At 50.1% G+C, this 20,962-nt stretch carries 17 protein-coding genes; 9 read left to right on the plus strand and 8 right to left on the minus strand.

Annotated elements, in window-relative coordinates; all coding sequences use genetic code 11:
* Positions 1–76: 76 nt before the first annotated feature.
* From H141_RS0107925 to metB, 4 genes are all read right to left on the minus strand, one after another.
* Positions 77–2,974: a ligand-binding sensor domain-containing diguanylate cyclase gene (locus H141_RS0107925; protein WP_019675719.1), complete on the minus strand. Its 2,898-nt coding sequence runs from the start codon at positions 2,972–2,974 to the stop codon at positions 77–79.
* Between the two features lie 89 nt (positions 2,975–3,063).
* Positions 3,064–3,957: a methylenetetrahydrofolate reductase gene (metF, locus tag H141_RS0107930; protein WP_019675720.1), complete on the minus strand. Its 894-nt coding sequence runs from the start codon at positions 3,955–3,957 to the stop codon at positions 3,064–3,066.
* 25 nt (positions 3,958–3,982) lie between these two features.
* Complete coding sequence (gene metL / locus H141_RS0107935; protein WP_019675721.1) at positions 3,983–6,379, minus strand: bifunctional aspartate kinase/homoserine dehydrogenase II; 2,397 nt, start codon at positions 6,377–6,379, stop codon at positions 3,983–3,985.
* Positions 6,380–6,385: 6 nt separating this feature from the next.
* Positions 6,386–7,660 (minus strand): cystathionine gamma-synthase, encoded by a 1,275-nt coding sequence (gene metB, locus H141_RS0107940; protein WP_019675722.1) that lies wholly within the window; start codon positions 7,658–7,660, stop codon positions 6,386–6,388.
* 197 nt (positions 7,661–7,857) lie between these two features.
* On the opposite strand from metB, the gene metJ reads away from it, so the two are divergent.
* Complete coding sequence (gene metJ, locus H141_RS0107945) at positions 7,858–8,193, plus strand: met regulon transcriptional regulator MetJ (protein WP_019675723.1); 336 nt, start codon at positions 7,858–7,860, stop codon at positions 8,191–8,193.
* 82 nt (positions 8,194–8,275) lie between these two features.
* Here metJ and H141_RS0107950 read toward each other — a convergent pair whose 3' ends face one another.
* Positions 8,276–8,923, minus strand: a complete 648-nt coding sequence (locus H141_RS0107950) for a response regulator (RefSeq protein WP_019675724.1) — start codon at positions 8,921–8,923, stop codon at positions 8,276–8,278.
* On the minus strand, positions 8,916–10,058 hold the full coding sequence (locus tag H141_RS0107955; RefSeq protein ID WP_019675725.1) for a sensor histidine kinase: 1,143 nt from the start codon (positions 10,056–10,058) through the stop codon (positions 8,916–8,918). The genes H141_RS0107950 and H141_RS0107955 overlap by 8 nt, the downstream gene beginning before the upstream one ends.
* Before the next feature lie 129 nt (positions 10,059–10,187).
* On the opposite strand from H141_RS0107955, the gene H141_RS0107960 reads away from it, so the two are divergent.
* From H141_RS0107960 to H141_RS19980, 3 genes are all read left to right on the plus strand, one after another.
* A complete protein-coding gene (locus tag H141_RS0107960) occupies positions 10,188–10,946 on the plus strand; it encodes a DUF2306 domain-containing protein (protein WP_019675726.1) in 759 nt (252 codons plus the stop codon).
* 50 nt (positions 10,947–10,996) lie between these two features.
* Positions 10,997–11,806, plus strand: a complete 810-nt coding sequence (locus H141_RS0107965) for an SDR family oxidoreductase (RefSeq protein ID WP_019675727.1) — start codon at positions 10,997–10,999, stop codon at positions 11,804–11,806.
* A gap of 136 nt (positions 11,807–11,942) precedes the next feature.
* Complete coding sequence (locus H141_RS19980; protein WP_051090387.1) at positions 11,943–12,914, plus strand: sugar phosphate nucleotidyltransferase; 972 nt, start codon at positions 11,943–11,945, stop codon at positions 12,912–12,914.
* A gap of 29 nt (positions 12,915–12,943) precedes the next feature.
* Here the strand turns inward: H141_RS19980 and H141_RS0107975 are convergent, their stop codons facing one another.
* Positions 12,944–14,185 carry a malic enzyme-like NAD(P)-binding protein gene (locus tag H141_RS0107975; protein ID WP_019675728.1) on the minus strand — a complete coding sequence of 414 codons (1,242 nt, stop codon included), beginning with the start codon at positions 14,183–14,185 and terminating at the stop codon, positions 12,944–12,946.
* 555 nt (positions 14,186–14,740) lie between these two features.
* Here H141_RS0107975 and H141_RS0107980 point away from each other — a divergent pair.
* Complete coding sequence (locus H141_RS0107980) at positions 14,741–15,646, plus strand: tetratricopeptide repeat protein (RefSeq protein ID WP_026349322.1); 906 nt, start codon at positions 14,741–14,743, stop codon at positions 15,644–15,646.
* 118 nt (positions 15,647–15,764) lie between these two features.
* On the opposite strand, the gene rpmE is transcribed toward H141_RS0107980, so the two are convergent.
* Positions 15,765–15,977: a 50S ribosomal protein L31 gene (gene rpmE / locus H141_RS0107985; protein ID WP_019675731.1), complete on the minus strand. Its 213-nt coding sequence runs from the start codon at positions 15,975–15,977 to the stop codon at positions 15,765–15,767.
* A gap of 203 nt (positions 15,978–16,180) precedes the next feature.
* Here rpmE and priA point away from each other — a divergent pair, with 203 nt between their 5' ends.
* From priA to hslU, 4 genes are all read left to right on the plus strand, one after another.
* Entirely contained in the window at positions 16,181–18,355 is a 2,175-nt protein-coding gene (priA, locus tag H141_RS0107990; protein WP_019675732.1) for a primosomal protein N', read from the plus strand.
* A gap of 87 nt (positions 18,356–18,442) precedes the next feature.
* On the plus strand, positions 18,443–19,018 hold the full coding sequence (locus H141_RS0107995; RefSeq protein WP_019675733.1) for an SPOR domain-containing protein: 576 nt from the start codon (positions 18,443–18,445) through the stop codon (positions 19,016–19,018).
* Positions 19,019–19,077: 59 nt separating this feature from the next.
* On the plus strand, positions 19,078–19,596 hold the full coding sequence (hslV, locus tag H141_RS0108000; RefSeq protein WP_019675734.1) for an ATP-dependent protease subunit HslV: 519 nt from the start codon (positions 19,078–19,080) through the stop codon (positions 19,594–19,596).
* 11 nt (positions 19,597–19,607) lie between these two features.
* A complete protein-coding gene (gene hslU, locus H141_RS0108005) occupies positions 19,608–20,942 on the plus strand; it encodes an HslU--HslV peptidase ATPase subunit (protein WP_019675735.1) in 1,335 nt (444 codons plus the stop codon).
* Positions 20,943–20,962 lie beyond the last annotated feature (20 nt).

Below are 20,962 nucleotides of genomic sequence, written 5' to 3' on the forward strand. Positions count from 1 at the left end.
CGGTTGCTAGTGTAGAACGGCCAACATGCAGAATCAACAATAATTATGCTGTTTTTGTGAATTTTTATCTACTTTGTCAGATTTCACCACTGTCAGTATTATCATAACTTATTACCGCATTACGACCTGAGTTTTTAGCCCGGTATAGCGCTTTATCTGCATCAATAAGTAGTTGTTTACCATCATTTTTATGCTCCAGCATCGCCACACCTATACTTAAAGTAACAGTTAAATCAGGTACAATGTCAACGAAGCAGGTATTGGCTATGCATTGACGCAGTCTGTCGCATACTTCTTGTGCTGTTGCCAGTGGCGTATCTGGTAACAAAATAACAAATTCTTCCCCGCCCCAGCGGGCCAGCGAATCTATATCCCGGCAATGCTGCTGCAAGGTTGCAGCTACCCGCTTTAATACCTCATCACCCACGCTATGTGACCAGTTATCGTTGACCTGCTTAAAGTGATCAATATCAAGCAATGCCAGACACAACGGTTCTTGTTGCCGCTTTGCCCTTTTTAACTCATGCTGCATGGCTTCATCAAATGCCCGACGGTTAGCCAGGCCGGTTAGTGAATCCAGTCTGGCCAGAGCTGCCAGCTCAGCCGTTTTCTCAGCCACTTGTCGTTTCAATTTCAATTCACTGCGTTTTAAGCTGGCCAGACGCCAACGCACAGCGGTAATGACTAATGCAGCCAGCGCTAATATTACCAGCAACTGAAACAGTGGCCGCTGCCATAAGTGAGGTGCAATGCTAAAAGATACCGACGCCGCGACCGGGCTCCAGCCACCATCGGGATAGGAAGCCGCTACGTTAAAAGTATACTGGCCAGGCGCTAAGTTAGTGTATTGCACGTTAACCTGAGTATCCCGCCCTGCCCATTCCTGTTCAAACCCTTCCAGCATAGTGCGGTACTGAATATGCTGCGGCATAATAAAACCCAGACCAGCATATTCCAGCTCTATCCGGCTGGTGCCGGCTGCCAGTTCGATCGGTTGCTGCAGCGAGTATTGCTTGCCATCTGCCACCAGTTTTTCCAGCACCACTGGCGGTATTACCGCTGAAAAGGAGCTTAACCTGGCCGGTTGCACTTTACTGACGCCAACAGAAGTGGCAACCCAAACAGCGCCATCGCTATGCAAGCTGGCAGCAGGTGAAGAGCCGCCATTTGCCTGAGCGCTGGCCATACCGTCACTTTCGCCGAATATTTCATAGTTAATCTGGTCACGCCGGCCGTACACGACATCCAGCACCTGCTGTCTGCCTAGTCGCAGTACACCCCGGTTAGTGGTTATCCAGAAGTGTTGCTGTTGATCAATAACCAGCTGAAAAAGTTTATCAAAAGGCATACCATGACTGCGTCCCACCAGCGCCAGTTGCTCAGTGGCAAGATCAAAAGCTACCAGGCCACGATCTGTGGTCATCCACAGAATACCGGCAGCAGGATCCTCCATAAACCCGAATGCATATTCCGCTTGATCCAATACACTGAAATCAAGCTGACGCACCTTGTTGTTCTGCCATACCGATACCCCGGCGCCACTACCTATAAATACCCGGCCATCGTCGGTTTGATGCAATGCCATAATAAAGGGAGAAGGCAGCGCTACCGCGTCTACCGGTGTACTAAGCTGACCATTTTTAATTAAACTTAACCCCTGAGAGGTACCAACCAGCACCGAGCCATCAGGCCTTGGCAAAATAGCACGAACTTCATTCGCTGCCAGGCCATCTTCACTACGATAGTAGGCAACTACATTACCTTCAGCGTAATGCAACACGCCATCCGTATAGGTGCCAATCCACAAGCTTTGCTGCTGATCCAGAGCCAGACTGAGCACAGATTGCCCTTTGGCATGACTTGAGAGGTCAATATTGCGGATAATCCCGCTGCAAATCTGGTCGAGGCCTCTGCTGCTGCCTACATAGACACAATCTGCCTGGTCAGACATTACCGTACGAACATAATTATCTGCCAGGCCCTGGTCGCTGGTATAGGTTGTGAAAGGGGCATCGCGCAGACGGAAAACACCGCCGTTAGTGCCAACCCACAGGCTTTGCTCTTTATCGCGCAACAATGCCAGCACCCGGTTATTCGGTAATCCCTGCTCGATACTCAGTTGTTCCAGAGTGTTGTTATAAAGCCTGAGTAAACCGCGGTCGACAGTGCCTATCCATAACATGCCCGACGCTTCCGGCAACAAGGTAGCGACCGGCACGTTAGCCAATAATTCTGTCAGTTGTTGGTTACTAAGCTGAAACAAACCGCGTTCAGTACCAATCAGCAACTGTTGCTGCTTGTCGGCAGCCAGAGCAAATACCGGAGAGGTCAGCTGCTCAGCAAATTGCTGAGAAAGTGTCAGGTTAGTGTCAATTAATGCCAGGCCAGCTGCGGTTCCTATCCAAATCTGGCCTGTACTATCTTCAAACAAACTATGGACCGCATTGGCAGGTAAACCGTTATCTTCAGTAAACTGGCGCCGGCTGCCATCCGGCGCCTGCATAACAACCCCTTCACCCTCGGTTGCCAGCCAAAGCCGCTGCTGGCTGTCCACCATAGCTTTGTTTATCAAGACGCCCAGTGGCGGATAACTTTGCCATTGATGTCCCTTTACCCGTGCAATGCCCCCCCGTGAACCGGCCACCAGCAGATCGCCATTAGCTGCAACACTTAACGTCCGGATCCCAGAGTCAGGTAAGCCGGTTTCAGTGCTGCGCTCAAAAATATCGAACTGACGACCATTAAAACGGGCGACACCTTCCCAGGTTGCAAACCACAGGTAACCATCAGGTGTCTGGGCAATAGCATTAACTGTGTTGTGAGGTAAGCCGTGGACGGTAGTCCAGCTTTCGCTGAAGTAGTTATCAAGGCTGACAATGTCATTGTCTGTCGCGATTACGGGTGTAACCAGCAATCCAAACAGTAACCACAGCAGGCTATATGCACAGCATCGGTAAACAGTTAACAACGGCATGGCCAATCCCTGTCTCAAGAAAGCACAACTTGCATCCGCAAGATTACCGCTTTTGCCAATATTTGGGAAGCCTGATTAAACAGCGGTTACTAAACTACCGGCCGCACGCCCAGCAAATGACAAATGGCATAGCTTAATTCACTGCGGTTAAGGGTATAGAAGTGGAATTGGTCAACCCCCTCCCTGCTCAATACTTTTACCATTTCCATCGCAATATTAGCGCCCACCAGATTGCGGGTAGTCGGGTCATTATCCAGCCCCTGGTAAGCCTTATTCATCCAGTTTGGAATAGCAACATTAGTCAGGCCGGCAAATTTCTGCAATTGCTGAAAGTTAGTAACCGGCAAAATACCCGGAATAATATCGACATCAATGCCAATTGCGGCACAGCGGTCGCGATACCGTAAAAACTTTTCGATATCAAAGAAAAACTGGGTTATCGCCCTTGAGGCACCGGCTTCAACTTTACGTTTCAAATTCAGCAAATCGAACTGAGCATTTGGCGCTTGCGGATGCACTTCCGGGTATGCCGCCACTGAAATATCGAAATCAGCAACAGAGCGCAGAATTTCAACCAGATCGGCAGCATATAACTCTGGTACGTCGGTGCTGCCCGGGGGTAAATCGCCACGTAACGCCACTATGTGCCTGATACCGTTATTCCAGTAATCACGCGCAATATCAATTAGCTGCTGTTTAGTGGCGTCAACGCAGGTTAAATGCGGTGCCGCAATTAAACCAGTACGTTGTTTTATTGATTTGATAATATCGTGAGTGCGATCCCGCTCTCCGGAATTAGCACCATAAGTAACAGAGACAAAAGAGGGCGCCAATGGCGCCAGCCGCTCAATCGACTGCCACAAAGTTTGTTCCATTTGTGCAGTTCGTGGCGGAAAAAATTCAAAGCTTACATTAACTTTTCCCTGCACATCGTGCAGGTTGCGGTTGATTGCATCCAGATATTGAGCGTTAGCAAAGGCCATAATTTTTCTCGTTAAACCGTCATACTTAGTGGCTTGCGCCAGTTAAAATTAGCTGCTGACACAACTGGGCCACATCAGCATGAATACCACCGGCAGTAACTTGCTTGCCTGCCCCCGGGCCTTTTAATACCAGCGGGTTGTCGCTATACCACTGGCTTTCAATCACAAAAATATTGTCACAGGGTGCCAGCGCAGCCAAAGGCTCATCTGGTGCCACCAGCAGTAACTTAACCTCAGCTATTGGCCCGCGGTCAGTCAGGGTTAAACTGGCGGCATAACGCAGTAGCTTACCGGCAGCTTTGGCTTCATCCCAGGCATTGGCCAGCATCGTGTCCAGCAAGCCGCGTTGCTGCCAGGCCTCTGCCCAGTTGCCGGCAGCAAGTTCCTCTGGCATTAACGGCTGCAGACTGATGTGCTCCAGCTCCATACTCAGTCCCAGTTCACGTGCCAGCACCAGCAACTTGCGTTGAACATCAATACCGGATAAGTCGTCGCGCGGATCAGGCTCAGTAAAGCCGAGTTCGGCCGCCTGTGCCAGCAAGCTTGAAAAAAGCTGGCTGCCGTCAAACTTACATAGCAACCAGGATAAGGTACCGGAGAATACGCCACTAATCCGTTTAACTTTATCACCGCTTTGCAGCAGGGCCTGCATCACCTGTTGCACCGGAATACCGGCACCGACTGTGGTATTGCTGCGCCAGCTCAACTGGTTGGCTGTTAAGGCATCCCTAATGGTGTAGTACTCGGCCAGCGGTAGTGTTACGCCTTGTTTATTAGCACTGATAATATGACAACCCGCGGCAATGAAATCCTGATACTGCCTGGCAAATTGCAGGCTGGGCGTAATATCAACCAGCACTTTTGGCCCCGGCAACTGGCGTATATAAGCCAGCAGCTCAGTGTCAGAATAACTGTCAGCGGCAGCAAGCTCTTTTTGCCATTGCAACGGGTTAAGCGCATCGCCGAGCCAGGCCTGGCGTGAATTAAACACACCGGCCAGCTGCAAACTAATATTATTCTCCAGTGCTTGTATCTGTTGGGGCAACATCTGCAAGAACTCAGCGCCAACATTACCGGTACCAGCCACCAGTAGTTGCAAGCAAGTTGGAGTGAGCACACAGTGCTGGTGGACCTGATTTAACTCTGCCACTGTTAACTCCCGTTTAAATAGCCAAACTGCCAGTTGATCATTTTCATACCTGTGCTGTACTTCATATTGCTGCAATAGCTGAGATAAAGCAGGGCTAACCTGTTGCTGAACACTTGCTTTTAACCAAACCAGTGCATAGTAATTAATGGTATCTGCCAGTGGATGGCAACTTTGCTGTTGCAACAATGCCGCTGCTTCAGGCCAGGCCTGTGACGGGATAAGCCAGCGCTGACTGGTGTCATCACTGCCATCATGTTGTTGCGGCAACACGATCACCGGGCTTTGTAACTGTTCTGCCAGCGCAGCGGTACTGACTACCGGAGTACTGGCCAGCGACACCAACCGCACCGACGCCAGACTGGTCAGAAACGTCTGCGCCGGTGCGTCAGGCACAACTTCACAGCCTGTTTGGCCGGGTTGCAACGCACTTCGCACCAGCAAACTGGTGCTACTGCCAGCTAGTGGGGCCAGGGTTCGGGCGTGTAGTACCGGGTTACCCAGTGCAGCCAGCTGACAAGCCTGACGCACATTGACTCTGGCATAGGGTTTGGCGTTGGCACATTTGCGCGGGTCAGCGCTGTAAATCGCTTTTACGTCAGTCCAGATACTGACTTTATCTGCAGCAAGTAGCGCTGCCAGCAGAGTGGCACTGTAGTCGCTGCCATTGCGACCCAGCGTAATACTAACGCCAGCTTGATTGCGGCCTATATAGCCGGTGACGACATAAATCAGGTCCGACTGGGGTGCGGCTGCGGTTATTTCAGCCAACAGCAATGAGCTTTGCTGCCAGTTTGGATTAGTGTCCTGAAATACCAGAAAATCGCGGGCATCAATTGCCGCTGCCGGCCTGCCCTGCTCGGTTAGCAATGCCGCCAGTAATGAGGCCGACAGTAGTTCACCAATTGCCAGAACCTCGTTGCGTTGCCTGCTGGCTAACCACTGCGGAATTTGCTCAAGCCAGTTGTTCAGTTTTGCAATTACCGGCATTGCCGCCTGTGCTGACAAGGTTGCGGTAATCAGTTGCTGCAACTGCGTCGTAAGTTGAGTTAATAGCGGTTTAATGTCATCGCCATTATCATAACCTGCAAGCAATGCCAGCAAAGCATCGGTGGTGTCACCGGGAGCAGAAACTACCACCCAGGGTAAACCACACTGTTGCTGCACCAGGCCGGCAACTGCCTGAAACCGCGCTGCGCTGGCCAGGCTACTACCACCAAATTTATGTACTTCTACCGCTGGCCGGATAAGCGCTGCTGTTAAATGCTGAGTCATCTTTATTTACCAAAATGCTGTTAAAGCCGGGTTTAGCCGGAATTGCTGGTCGGCTGAGCCCTTCAAGGCATTACCGCTGGCAACCCGATCAGCGTTGTTATTACGGTGCGGGGTATTAAGCCAATTTGCTACTGCAATAAAGCCAGCTTGTAAGTCGGCGATTAAATCTGCCGGGGCTTCAATTCCTACCGACAACCGAATTAGTGTCGGGCCAATACCTGCAGTTTGCTGTGCTGGTGCATCCATCGAAGCATGAGTCATTGAACCCGGATGGCAAATCAGGCTTTCAATGCCCCCTAATGACTGGGCCAGGGTAAATAATTGCAGGCTGGCAAAAAATACCGGTAAGGCTTCGGCCGGCGCAGCTAAATCAAAGCTGCACATTGCCCCAAAGCCCTTTTGTTGCGCCTTGGCGATGGCATGGCCCGGGTGGTCCGGCAAACCCGGGTAATACAATTTGCAGACCAGTGGCTGACGCTGCAAAAAACTGACCAGTTCAGCCGTATTTTGTTGTTGTAACTGCAACCGTGGCACCAGTGTGCGCAGACCGCGCAACGTCATATAGCTGTCAAAAGCAGGTCCGGTTACCCCTAAACAATTAGCCCACCATTTCAGTTCATCACCAATTGCGGGGTCTTTAGCTACCAGCACACCGCCAACAATGTCGCTGTGGCCATTAATATACTTAGTGGTGGAGTGCACCACGATATCGGCGCCTAACAGCAGCGGCTGTTGCAATACCGGCGATAAAAAAGTGTTGTCGACCACAACTTTAGCTTGCAAACCTGCAGCCAACTGACAAACAGCCTTAACATCGGTAATTTGCAGTAAGGGGTTGCTCGGCGTTTCCAGCCAGATCATTGCCGGCTTTGCCGCCCTGATTTTTTCAGCCCAGCCGGTATCCTGAAAATTGATGATCACCAGCTTAAAAGCCTGTTTGCGCTGGGCCAGATTAGTGAACAAACGATAACTGCCGCCGTAGCAATCATGCGGGATCACCAGGGTATCGTCTGGCCCCAATAGTTGCAGCGCCAGCAAACAAGCCGACATGCCACTACCGGTTACTATCGCCCGCGCACCTTGTTCTAACTGACATAACGCATCAGCCAGGGTATCGCGGGTAGGATTGTTGGAGCGTGAGTAATCATATTGGCCGGGTTGTTTAAAAGCCGGTAACTCGTATGTTGAAGTTAAATATAAAGGTGGGGTAACCGCCCCAAACGCCGTATCCTGAGCAATACCGGCCCGGGCAGTAATGGTTGCAGCAGCTGAATGAGACATAACGGCACCTTGTAGATTTTTACTTTTGGATGTTTAGACGTCTAAAAGTATATCTATCAAAAATTGGATGTCAAACCATTTAGCCGTCTATAATGATTATTTGTTGCTCTCTATTGGACATGGCAGGATAAAAAGTTAGAATTTGTCAGCTGCGCGAGCAAATACGAATAACCATTATAAATAACTAAGGTACCCTTATGGCTAAATGGAATGGCGAATACATCCATCCTTATGCGGAACATGGTAAAAAGTCAGAACAAGTAAAAAAAATTACCGTTTCCATTCCGCTTAATGTTTTAAAAGTATTAACCGATGAGCGCACCCGCCGCCAGGTCAACAACCTGCGCCATGCCACTAACAGTGAATTGTTATGCGAAGCGTTTTTGCATGCCTTTACCGGCCAGCCATTGCCGGCTGATGAAGACTTACGTAAAGATAATCCACACCAAATCCCGGCCGAAGTACGGCAAATTCTGACCAGCATGGGTAAACCTATCCCGGTAATTATTGAAGCCGATACCACCGAAGAATAAGCCTGGCAATATCAGCTCTAATTGAATAAACCGCCTGAGGGCGGTTTTTTATCGCAAAAAAAGTTTTGAAACGCAGCAAACGTTAATTGATAAGGCCAAGCTCCAGTGCCAGCAAGACGGCCCGGGTTCGGTCACGCACCCCGAGCTTGGCCAGAATGGCGGAACACTGGTTTTTCACCGTTCCTTCCGATTTATACAATGCAGTCGCAATTTCCTTGTTGCTGTAACCCGCCGCCATTAATTGCAGAATTTCCAGCTCTTTGTCACTCAGCGGCTCCAGCTGGGCGGGCATGCTGAAACCCGCATCGCTGGTTTGCCGGATACTACCAAGTAAGCGCTCGGTAATATTGGGGGCAAACCAGCTACCGCCGCCAGCCAGAGTTGCGATCGCCTGCACCAGGGTCTCTAATGACACATCTTTCAATAAAAAGCCCCGTGCACCATAAGAGATACTCTGTAACACCAGCTCATGTTCATCGAAAGTGGTCAGGATCAATACCGGCGTGCTGACCCCGGCCTGCTTTAGTGACGCCAGGGTTTGCACCCCGTTCATCACCGGCATGGACAGATCCAGTAAAATAACGTCTGGTTGCAACTGTGAGCAGGCTTTGAGCACACCGGAACCATCAACACACTCACCCACTACCACGACTTTTCCAGATAGCCCAAGCAAACTTTTAATACCGTCGCGGATCAGTTTCTGATCATCAACCAGCAATACTTTATGCATTGTCACTCTCTTTGTATGGAAGCTTAATGGTTAACTGCATTGCCTGGTTATGATTGCCAAGCACCAAACTGCCCTTGCACTCAGCTAACCGCTCCTGCATGCCGGTAATACCGTTACCTGGTTGCCAGCGTGGTGTCAGGCTGCCATTATCATAAATTACTATTTGTAGCTGTGGTTGTGTTACCTCCGCTTCAATAGTCACTTCGCTGGCACCACTGTGTTTTAAGCTGTTACTTAACGCTTCTTGCACAATACAAAGCAGATGCTGGGCTTGTGCCAGATCATTGAGCATAATATCAGACGGAATATCCAGCTTTACCTGAAGCTGCATTGGCACTAACCGGGTTAAGCCGCCCAGTGCATCCAGTAAACTGACATCAGCATACTGGCGCATAGTACTGACGGCATCGCGAACATCTGACAACAATAGTTTCGCCAGCTGATGGCATTTATCAACCTGCACTTTTGCCTCACCGTCGGTTAAATGGCTGGCGACCTGCAATTGAATAGTCAGGGCTGTTAAATGGTGACCAACCAGATCATGCAAATTACGGGCAATCCGGGTGCGTTCACTCTGGCGCGACGCTGCCTGCAGCAATTGCTGGGTGGCCAGCAGCTGCTGATGTTTTTGCTCCAGCTCATCTTTGGCATTCTCAGCATCGCTTCTGGTACTTTGCACCATTACCGCAAATAAATGAAAGCAGCCATACAACAGCGCTGTTATCCAGACCGCCCGACCACCTTGCCAGGCCACCAGCCCAAACCAGACCACCACCACTGCTATCGTCAGCAGCAGTGCCGGCCCGGTGCGCATAACAAAAGGCAGCATCGCAGCCCAGATGATGGTGAGGATAGACAGAAACTCAAAATTGCGCGCCGGTGTTAACCATAACAAACCGAAAGCCACCAACAACTGCAGCACCAAAAAATGACTGCCAAACTGCCCCTGCAACGTAAAGCGGCCTTGTTCGCGGGTCAGCAACCAGAATAAGCCACCATAAGCCAGAAATAATATATGCAACGCTAAGCTGCCATATGTTGCCGCTGTTTTCTGCAAAATATACAGACTTATGCCATATACCATCAGCCAGGTTAACAAGCCGGCCAGGGTGGCAAAATCAATTTTTGTTTTCATTCTGTCATTATGCGGGGTAAATCATTAACTGCAATAGGCCAGAAGTCACAGTACAAAATCCTGACTTCTGGCACCTGCCTTGGCAACTTGCCTGGCGTAAGCTGGCAACATTAACCAAGGAGGCTGACCATGTTAGTTATTCACACCACATTGTTGTATCTGCATATTGCGCTTGGCGCGATAGCGCTGCTGTTATTCTGGCTGCCCATCGTTGCCCGTAAAGGTGGCAAGCTGCATATTGCTGCCGGCAAGGCTTTTTACACTATTATGCTGGTTGTTGCCGGTTCCGGCATAATAATGACCCTGATTGGCTTAGCTGATCCTGTCGGTATTTACATCAATAGCAGACAACTGACTCCTGAGCAGATTGAAAGCATGATGCTCTGGCGCATCCCTTTCACTTACTTTTTACTGCTGCTCAGCCTGCTGACCTGGGTAACGGTGCGTCATGCCATCGGTGTACTGCGCGCTAAAGCTAATCGCATTATGCTGCGCAACTGGCGCTATCAGGGGCCCGTATTTATGATGTTTCCGGTTGCCTTATTCGTTGGCTGGCAAGGGATAAGTATTGCTATGCCGTTACTAATAATTTTTGCTGTTGTCAGTCTGATCTCAGCAACCACCATTAGTACCTATGTTTATCGGGCTGAGATAAAGCCCAGGGCCTGGATTATTGAACACTTCAGTGCCATGGTAGGTGCCGGTATTGCAGTTTATACCGCCTTCTTTGCTGCAGGCGGACGTCGGCTGTTATCACAATGGCTGCCGGGTGAATGGCAAATAGTCAGCTGGCTGGCAGCACCGGTTATTGGCCTGACCATACTTGCCACCCTGAGCGGTTATTACAAGCGTAAATATAAGGTGCAACACAACAAAGCTTTACAATAACCTCCGGGCTGGCTTAATGTCCCAGACAATGCTGACCAGGGACAATAACAATGACCATAAAACACACTGCTGTTAACAATAAAGTGATCTGGATCACCGGTGCTTCTGGTGGTATTGGTGAGGCACTGGCCCGTGAGCTGGCAGCTGATGGGGCCAGACTGATCTTGAGTGCCCGGCGTCAATCTGAATTGGAGCGGGTGCGCACCAGCCTGCCTAATGCAGCAGCTCACCTGATACTGGCGTTGGATATTACTGACAGTCAGGCGATTGGCCTGGCTATTAACACCATTTCAGCGCAAATTGGTGGCCTGGACTGGCTTATCAATAATGCCGGTATCAGCCAACGCGCGTTGATCACCGACACTACCCTGGATACTGAACGCAAACTATTCGAAGTTGATTACTTTTCCCAGATTAATTTAACCCGCCAGGCTCTGCCCTTATTGCTGGCCGACGGCGGCGGCAAGGTGGTGTTTGTCTCTTCGGTAGCCGGTTTAGTGGGCACCCAGTATCGCGGCAGCTACTCTGCTGCTAAGGCTGCATTGCACTTGTGGGCTAATAGCTTACGGGCTGAGCTGTTTGCACAAGGGCTTACGGTAGCAACCATTTTCCCGGGCTTTGTGAAAACAGAAGTGTCACGGAACGCTTTAACCGGAGATGGCAGCGCTCTGGGTGAAATGGACGATGCTCAGGCAAAAGCCATGAGCGCAGAACTGTTTGCAGAAAAAGCAGTTAAGGCACTGATTAACGGTAAAAGTTACATTGTTATAGGTGGCTTAAAGGAACGGTTGGGTGCCTGGGTATCGCGGCTATCACCAGAATTGCTGTATAAAATGATCCCTAAAAGCAAAGTACGCTGACTAACCCTGACAGGCTGGCACTTCCTGCAAACTGCCCTTTACAACAAAACACAATAATCTTTTGATCTGTATCAAGCCATATCACTGCTGTTGAACTAGGCTTAATGGCACTCTAAGCCAGCCTGGTAAATTAACTATGTCAGCGGTGTTAAGTGTTTTACTGGCCGGTGGCTGTGGCAGCCGCTTGCGTCCTTTGACCTTACATCAGGCCAAACCTGCGGTGCCTTTTGCTGGCCGCTTCCGGATAATTGATTTTGTCTTAAGTAATTTACTGCATTCTGGCTTTACCGACCTGCTGATATTAACCCAATATCAGGCCGCAGGCCTGGAGCACTACTTACAACGATACTGGTTAAGCCGCTTTCAGCATCAGGGCTTTTTGCACTGTTGCGCTGCGCCGGCAAATGCAAATGTTGGCACCGCTGGGGCCGTGGCTATGCAATTAAGCCAGATCCGCGACTTGCGGCCACAGTATATCGCCCTGTTAAGTGCTGACCATATTTACAAAATGGACTACCGGCAATTATTGCAGTTTCATCTGCGGCAACTGGCCGCCGTCACTGTGGCGGCGGTCGCTATACCCAAAGAGCATGCCCACCACTTTGGCATTATTCAGACTGACGCCAATGGCCGGATGATCGGTTTTATTGAAAAACCTCAGACACCTCCTCCCTGTATGCCAGGCAAACCAGGTTATGTATTGGCGTCTATGGGAAACTATTTGTTTAATGCCAGTGCCCTGGAGCAAGCACTGATGTCATGCCAACCCGGTCAACACCTCGATTTTGGCCAGCACGTGTTACCAGCCTTGTTCCAACAACATGCTGTTTATGTTTACGATTTTGCTGACAATCTGTTACCAGGCACCCAGGCGCTGGCCGGTTACTGGCGTGATGTCGGCACGCTTAATGCCTACTATGCGGCGCAGCAAGATGTGCTAAACCATCGAAGCTGGCTGCAAGGCCCGCAGCAGCCCTGGCCAATTCTGAGCGGTGACGCAATTACCCGGGTAAGGCCCCGCCATCAGTTGTGCAAAGTGCAACCGATGACAGGTGGCAGGCCTTGTTACGCGGCTAAACACTACGGCCTGCAACAACGAGCCAATTAGCTGACAACAGAGTAAGTTCGCTGCGGACCTTACTGATAGTAATTGTCTGGCAGCTCAATCCGCGCCACGCCAGAGGCTACTGCCGCTTCAGCAACAGCACGGGCAACCCGTGGCAGCAACCTTGGGTCCATTGGCTTGGGTATAATATAGGCTTTGCCAAATTCCAGTTTATCGATTTGGGCGGCCTGCAGCACTGCAGCTGGCACCGGCTCTTTGGCGATCGCACGAATGGCATTAACTGCAGCAATTTTCATTTCATCGTTGATAACACTGGCGCGCACATCGAGTGCGCCACGAAAAATAAACGGGAAACACAAAACATTATTAACCTGATTAGGATAATCAGAACGACCGGTCGCCATAATCAAATCTTTACGGGCTGCATGGGCCAGTGCCGGTTTTATTTCAGGGTCAGGATTGGAACAAGCGAAAATCACCGGATTTGGCGCCATTAATTGCAAAGCCTCGGGTGGCAGCACATCCGGGCCGGACACCCCGACAAATACATCAGCGCCGTTTAGTGCATCTTCCAGGGTTCGTTTATCTGTGTTGTTAGCGAACAGCAATTTGTACTGGTTTAAGTCATCACGCCGGGTATGAATAACCCCTTTGGTATCCAGCATATAGATATGCTCGCGCTGCGCGCCACATTTGATCAGCAGCTCCATACAGGCGATAGCAGCTGCGCCGGCACCCATACAGACAATAATAGCTTTGTTGATGTCTTTACCCTGAATTTCCAGCGCGTTCAGCATGCCAGCGGCCGTAACGATAGCGGTACCATGCTGATCATCATGAAATACCGGTATTTTACAGCGTTTAATCAACTCTTTTTCAATTTCAAAGCATTCCGGCGCTTTAATATCTTCCAGGTTAATACCACCAAAGGTATCTGCGATATTGGCAACCGTATTAATAAATTCTTCAGTAGTGCGATGGCTGACTTCAATATCAATCGAGTCCAGATTGGCAAAACGTTTAAACAGCAAAGCCTTACCTTCCATAACCGGCTTGGAGGCCATAGGCCCTAAATTACCTAAGCCAAGAATTGCCGTGCCATTGGTAATTACCGCCACCAGATTGCCTTTGGCGGTATATTTGTAGACATTGTCAACGTCAGCCGCAATTTCGCGCACCGGCTCCGCCACGCCGGGACTATATGCCAGCGCCAGATCTTTTACGGTTTCTGCCGGCTTACTGATTTCAATACTAATTTTGCCCGGGGTCGGCTCTGCATGGTACCTCAGTGCCTGCTCTCTGAAATCTGACATCTTGTTTTCCTGCTTATAATGAGTGAGGGTAACTTCTGATTGTTATTGTTATGCGACGGCGATACGGTGATCTTACCAGCGCAGCTGCGCCTTACTGACCATACCACTTTAGTCTTATTGCCAGCTGTTATAGCAACTTCAGCCGCAATCGCCAAGCCCACACCTGGCACGAAATTTCCCTTATCAGGTAAAAATCAACATAATCCGGATACTTTGCGCTTCCGCTATCGATTAAGATTGCGATTATTGTGATTAACTATCAGCAAATGTAGCCACCTGTTTCAGCTCAAAATGCTGGCAATTCAGGCGTGTAGCCATCTAAAAGCCTCATTCGGAATTGCATAATCAGCTAAATGATGGAAAATAAACCATTTTTTTTATTAATAACGACTATTTGCTTAAAAAACCAGCAGATAATCATAGTTCTGATTTACTAACCAAGCTCCCCCCAGGCAATACATTTGTTTACAGTTTGCTGTCCCTATTGTCTTGACCCTGCAGACTGAGTGGCCGATCATTGTCATATAAATTTTTTGTAAACAGGCTGGGGGAATAATGCAAGCATCACGGATAGTAAGCGCGATAGCGCTTAGCCTAACACTGACTTTTACCGGAGTGAGCAGCATGCCTGCCATGGCAGCAGCCGGAGCAAAGGTATGTCAAGGTGACCAGTGTGCAAATGAGATGCGGCGCTTGATTAAACTGGCGCGCAGTGGTAGCGGTGACGCAGCGGCATTTGTTGCCATGGCTTACGCGTCTGGCGATGGACTGGAACTCGACCACAAAGAAGCAGCACGTTTTATTAAGCTTGGCGTCAGGCATCGTAACCCAATGGCAACCTACCTGATGTCAGATTGGTATCGTAATGGTTTTGTGCTGGAGCAGGATACCGCTCAGGCCGATAAATTATTAGCCCAGGCGGTGCAAAGTGATTACCCGCCTGCCATGTACCAGCAGGCGTTGTTATATTTACAAACTGACGATGAAACCAGAGTAACTGAAGCTGTTAGTTTGCTTGAGAAAGCAGCCGAAAATAAACTAATGAACGCGATGTTTCTGCTGGCAAGGCTGAAGCAGACAGGCACCGCCACAGAGCAGGATTTAGCCGGAGCCGGTGCTTTATACAAAGCATTAACGCTGGCGCGTCACCCTCAGGCTCGTGACTATCTGCAACAGGTAATAGACGAAATGGCCACGGACCAGCAGCAAACTGAGCTGATTACCGACTTCAGAAGTGTTGATGATATTGAAGTTATTCAGGTACGTGGCCAGAAAATGGAAGCTAATGTGATGCTGGATGGTTTAGTAAGGCGGCTTAATGCCAGTGGCAAATATGATCGCCGCTCTATTGGCAGCCGGATCAGCGGCGTTAGCTGTGAGAATTCAGGTTCTGCCTGCGCGTCAGTCAAACCAGATAAAGGTGCCAGCTCTCTAGGTGAAGTATTAAGCGGTAGCAAGTAACTATTAGCTATAACTGCCCCGACAGCTATAACTGCCCTGACAGCTGAAACTAAGTAGCAAGCTGCAATAAAAAAAGCACCCGAAGGTGCTTTTTTTGTGTGCGACATATCCAGGCGAATTAACGATTGCCCAGCACCGCGAAACGTTTTTTGAAGCGGTCAACCCGGCCGCCAACGTCTAATACTTTCTGCTTACCAGTATAGAACGGGTGGCAGCTTGAACATACGTCCAAGTGAATATCTTTGCACAGGGCTGAGTGCGTTTTGAAGCTGTTACCGCAAGTACAGGTTGCAGTAATTTCTTTGTATTCTGGGTGGATACCTGGTTTCATGGGTTACCTCGTTAGGCCGTATCGCTATCTGGTCATCATGTGCCAGACACCATACGTAATTACAGTTAATTAAGGGCGCGTAGCTTAATAGATAGCCAGCAAAGTTGCAACTGTCATACCGGCTTATTTACAACTTTGTTTTACTTGGCAGTGGCCAGAGTGCACCTTACACTATGGCTTGCCTAACCTGAAGGATTTTAGCTGTGTCAGTTATTCGCGTTGCTCTGCCGTTGCCATTACGACAACACTTTGATTATTTGCTTAGTGCCGGCCAGCAGGTGCAGATTGGCAGCAGGCTGCGGGTTCCTTTTGGCAAGCGCGAGTTAATTGGTATTGCCTGGCAACTTAATCCCGCTGATCATTATCCTTTGGCGCAGTTAAAACCAGTGATCAGTGTTATTGATAAGCAGCCCGTATTAAGTGACACCCTGCGCCAGTTGCTGACTTTTGCGGCCGAGTACTATCATCATCCGCTGGGGGAAGTATTAACGGCTGCCCTGCCCGCATTACTGCGGGAAGGCAAAGACCTGGCAGAGTACCAGCAATATGCCTGGCGCCTCACCGCTGCCGGCACGGATGCCAGCGCGGCAGACTTTAAACGCTCGGCCCGTCAATTAGCATTATTCCAGGCGCTGCAGGCTGGCCCTGTGCCAGCTATTGAGTTACTGATCAGTCATCCGCGCACCGCTTTTAAGCAACTTGCAGATAAAGGCCTGATTGAGCAACAGGTATTGCCACTGACCCCCTTTAGCCAGCAAGGTCTGAAACAACCCGCATTGCGGCTGACAGCCGACCAGGCATTAGCTGTGACTGCAATTAATCAGGCTGCCGGCCGTTTTCAGAGTTTGTTACTGGAAGGGGTCACGGGTTCAGGCAAAACAGAAGTTTACCTGCAAGCTATCGCCCCACTGCTCGACGCCGGTCAGCAGGTGCTATTGATAGTGCCGGAAATAGGCCTTACCCCGCAAACACTCTCCCGCTTTCAGAGTCGTTTTCAGGCGCCGGTACTGTGCTGGCATTCCAACCTGACTGATACAGAGCGCCTGAACTGCTGGCAACAAACGCAGGCTGGCAGCGCCGCTATTGTCGTCGGCACTCGCTCAGCCTTGTTTTTACCTTTTGCCCGCCTCGGTTTAATTATTATTGATGAAGAGCATGATCAATCACTAAAACAGCAGGATGGCTTTCGCTATCACGCCAGGGATCTGGCGATTAAACGGGCAGCCATTGAGCATTGTCCTATTTTGCTTGGCTCAGCAACGCCGTCATTGGAAAGCCTGTACAATTGTCAGCAGCAACGCTTTATTCACCTTAGCCTGCATAACCGGGCTGGTGGCCAGGCTATGCCGCGTTACCAACTGGTAGATTTAAAACAGCAGGTGCTGCAATTTGGTCTGGCCAGCCAGACGTTGCAGTATATTCGCCAGCAGCTGCAGCAAGGCATGCAGGTAATGTTATTTTTAAACCGGCGTGGCTTTGCCCCGGCATTGAGCTGCCAAGAGTGCGGCTGGCTGACGGAATGCCATCGCTGCAGTGCATTTACCACCTATCATAAACAAAGCAGACAGCTGGTATGTCACCACTGCGGTGCAATAAAAGCAGTGCCGCGCCAATGCAAACAATGTGGCAGCGCCCGCTTAGCACCTGTTGGACAAGGCACCGAGCAGCTGGAAGAAAATTTACAGCAATTGTTCCCGGATGTTGCGATTACCCGGCTTGATCGCGACACGACGCGCCGCAAGGGGGCGTTAGCAAGCGCGCTTGATAGCATCAATCAAAGTGGCCCACGACTGATATTGGGTACCCAGATGCTGGCTAAAGGCCATCACTTTCCATTCGTAACCCTGGTGGTTATTGTCGATGTCGATGGCGCTCTGTACAGCAGCGATTTCAGAGCCCCGGAGCAACTCGGCCAGTTGCTTACTCAGGTAGCCGGCAGGGCAGGCCGGGGCAGCAATCCGGGCACCGTATTACTGCAGACGCATTACCCGGAGCATGTGCTGCTGCAGGATATTATTCAAAATGGCTATGCCTCTTTTGCCCGCAGCGCCCTGCTGGAAAGGCAGCACACCCGCTTGCCGCCATACCAGCATCTGGCGTTATTCCGGGCAGAAGCGCTGCAAAGCACCCTGTGCCAACAATGGTTATCAGAGCTGGTGAGCCTGGCTAAAACTTTGCCAGGGCTGGAGTTATTGGGGCCTGTCAGTTCGCCAATGGAAAAACGGGCCGGCAAATACCGCTGGCAGTTACAGCTATATAGCAGCCAGCGGCCGCAGCTGCATCAGGCACTAAATACATTGCTGGCGGCGTTGCAAAGCTGGCCACTAAGCCGCCAGCTAAAGTGGCAGCTGGATGTCGATCCAATCGATCTGAGTTAACTGCATTGGTGCTGCTTATTTCTTTTTCAGACTAAGCAGGTAGAATAGCGCCAGTGAATACATAAGCCAGGTTGTTAAGCTGTCAATATGCCGCAAAAAGATTACGTAAAAACTGCCCGTCCCAAGCCGAAAGCCAAACCCCGGGCTACTAACACGCGCCGGGGCAATAGCCGGCCGGCACAAGGTGCAAGTCGTCCCTGGCTCCTGATTATTATCACGGCATTGCTGCTCGGTAGTTTTGGCTGGTTTTTATGGTATTTAAAACAGCAACCAGCCAACACGCAACAGCCCCCTGCAAAAGTGAGCCAGAGCAAACCCGTTGTTGATGAGCTGCCTGCTAAGCCGATTGCCGAGCCTTACCAATACATTAAAGAACTAGAAAATAAAGAAGTACAAGTGGAGGTAGACACTACAGAGCGCGAAAATCTGGGGCCCTTTCAAATGCAATGTGGTTCATTCCGTCAGGCCGAACAAGCCGAAGCTATGCGTGCTCAGATTGCTTTTGCCGGCTTTGCCTCTGCCGTGCGCCGCACCGAAGGCAGTAATGGCGTCTGGTATCGGGTGGTATTAGGTCCTTATGATTCGAAACGTCAGGCCACTGCCGATCGCAACCGGCTGCAGCAACAAAATATCAATGGCTGTCGGATCTGGAACTGGACTTGAAAAGCAGAGCCTCCAGCCACACTTAAGCCCTAGGTTCATTCGCCATAGGGCAAAAATCCATGACAACTATCGTTTCTGTTCGCCGTAATGGCCATGTCGCTATTGGCGGCGATGGCCAGGTGTCGTTAGGTAATACCGTAATGAAAGGTAATGCCCGTAAGGTACGCCGGCTCTATAACAACAAAGTGCTGGCCGGTTTTGCCGGGGGTACTGCTGATGCTTTCACTTTATTTGAACGTTTTGAAGCTAAACTTGAACTACACCAGGGCCATTTAATGCGGGCGGCGGTAGAACTGGCTAAAGACTGGCGCACCGATCGTATGCTGCGCAAGCTCGAAGCACTGTTGGCCGTCGCTGATGCTAACTGCTCATTGATTATTACTGGCAACGGCGACGTTATTCAGCCAGAGCAGGATTTAATTGCTATTGGCAGCGGCGGCCCTTACGCCCAGGCTGCCGCCACCGCTTTATTACAAAACACCGAGCTTAGCGCCCAGGATATTGTTGAGAAAAGCTTAACGATTGCTGGTGATATCTGTGTATACACCAATCAGCAACACACCATTGAACAACTTTAAGCAGGTTTATTATGTCTGATATGACACCCAGAGAAATTGTCCACGAGCTGGACCGGCATATTATTGGCCAGAGCAAAGCAAAGCGGGCGGTCGCCATCGCCCTGCGCAATCGCTGGCGCCGGATGCAGTTGGAAGTTGGCCTGCGCGCCGAAGTAACGCCGAAGAATATCCTGATGATTGGCCCGACCGGTGTTGGTAAAACCGAAATTGCCCGTCGTTTAGCCAAACTGGCCAATGCCCCCTTTATTAAGGTAGAAGCCACTAAGTTCACCGAAGTTGGTTATGTTGGCAAAGAAGTTGAGAGCATTATCCGCGATTTGACCGACAGTGCCGTGAAAATGTTGCGCGAGCAGGCGATTGCGAAAAACCGCTTCCGGGCAGAGGAAGCTGCCGAAGAACGGATCCTGGATGCCCTTCTGCCTAGGGGGCGCGACAACTGGGTAGAAACTGATAACCAACCCACCCCTGACAATAATACCCGGCAAATTTTCCGTAAGAAGTTGCGCGAAGGTCAGCTGGATGATAAAGAAATTGAACTTGAACTGGCACAAAGCCAGGTTGGCATAGAAATTATGGCGCCACCTGGCATGGAAGAAATGACCTCACAACTGCAAAGCATGTTTCAGAGTCTGGGCAGTGACAAAAAGAAAAAGCGTAAGCTGAAAATTAAAGACGCCTTTAAACAGTTAGTGGAAGAAGAAGCTGCCAGGCTGGTTAACCCGGAAGAACTGAAGGCCGAAGCACTGGAAGCCGTTGAACAAAATGGCATCGTATTTCTGGACGAAATTGACAAAATCTGTAAGCGCGGTGAAACCAGCGGCCCCGATGTCTCCCGTGAAGGGGTGCAACGTGATTTACTGCCGCTAATTGAGGGCTGTACCGTTAATACTAAACATGGCATGGTAAAAACAGACCATATTTTATTTATTGCCTCTGGTGCCTTTCAGATGAGTAAGCCTTCTGATTTAGTACCCGAGCTGCAAGGCCGGCTGCCAATCCGGGTAGAACTGGAAGCGCTGACAGCCGCGGATTTTGAGCGTATTTTAACTGAGCCTAAAGCGTCGCTGACCGAGCAATCTATTGCCATGCTGGCAACCGAAGGCGTGCATATCAGTTTTAGTGACGAGGGCATTAAACGGATTGCTGCGGCAGCGTTTCAGGTTAATGAAACCACCGAAAACATCGGGGCCCGCCGCCTTTACACGGTTATGGAGCGCTTACTGGAAGAAATATCCTATGATGCAGCTGACCACGCCGGTGAGCATATCGAGATTACTGCCGATTATGTCGAGCAACATCTGGGGGCACTGGTGCAGGATGAAGATTTAAGCCGGTTTATCCTGTAATTGATAGCGCGTTGAGTGAA

This window comes from Arsukibacterium perlucidum DSM 18276 (assembly GCF_000382165.1).
GTDB classification, from domain to species: Bacteria; Pseudomonadota; Gammaproteobacteria; order Enterobacterales; family Alteromonadaceae; genus Alishewanella; species Alishewanella perlucidum.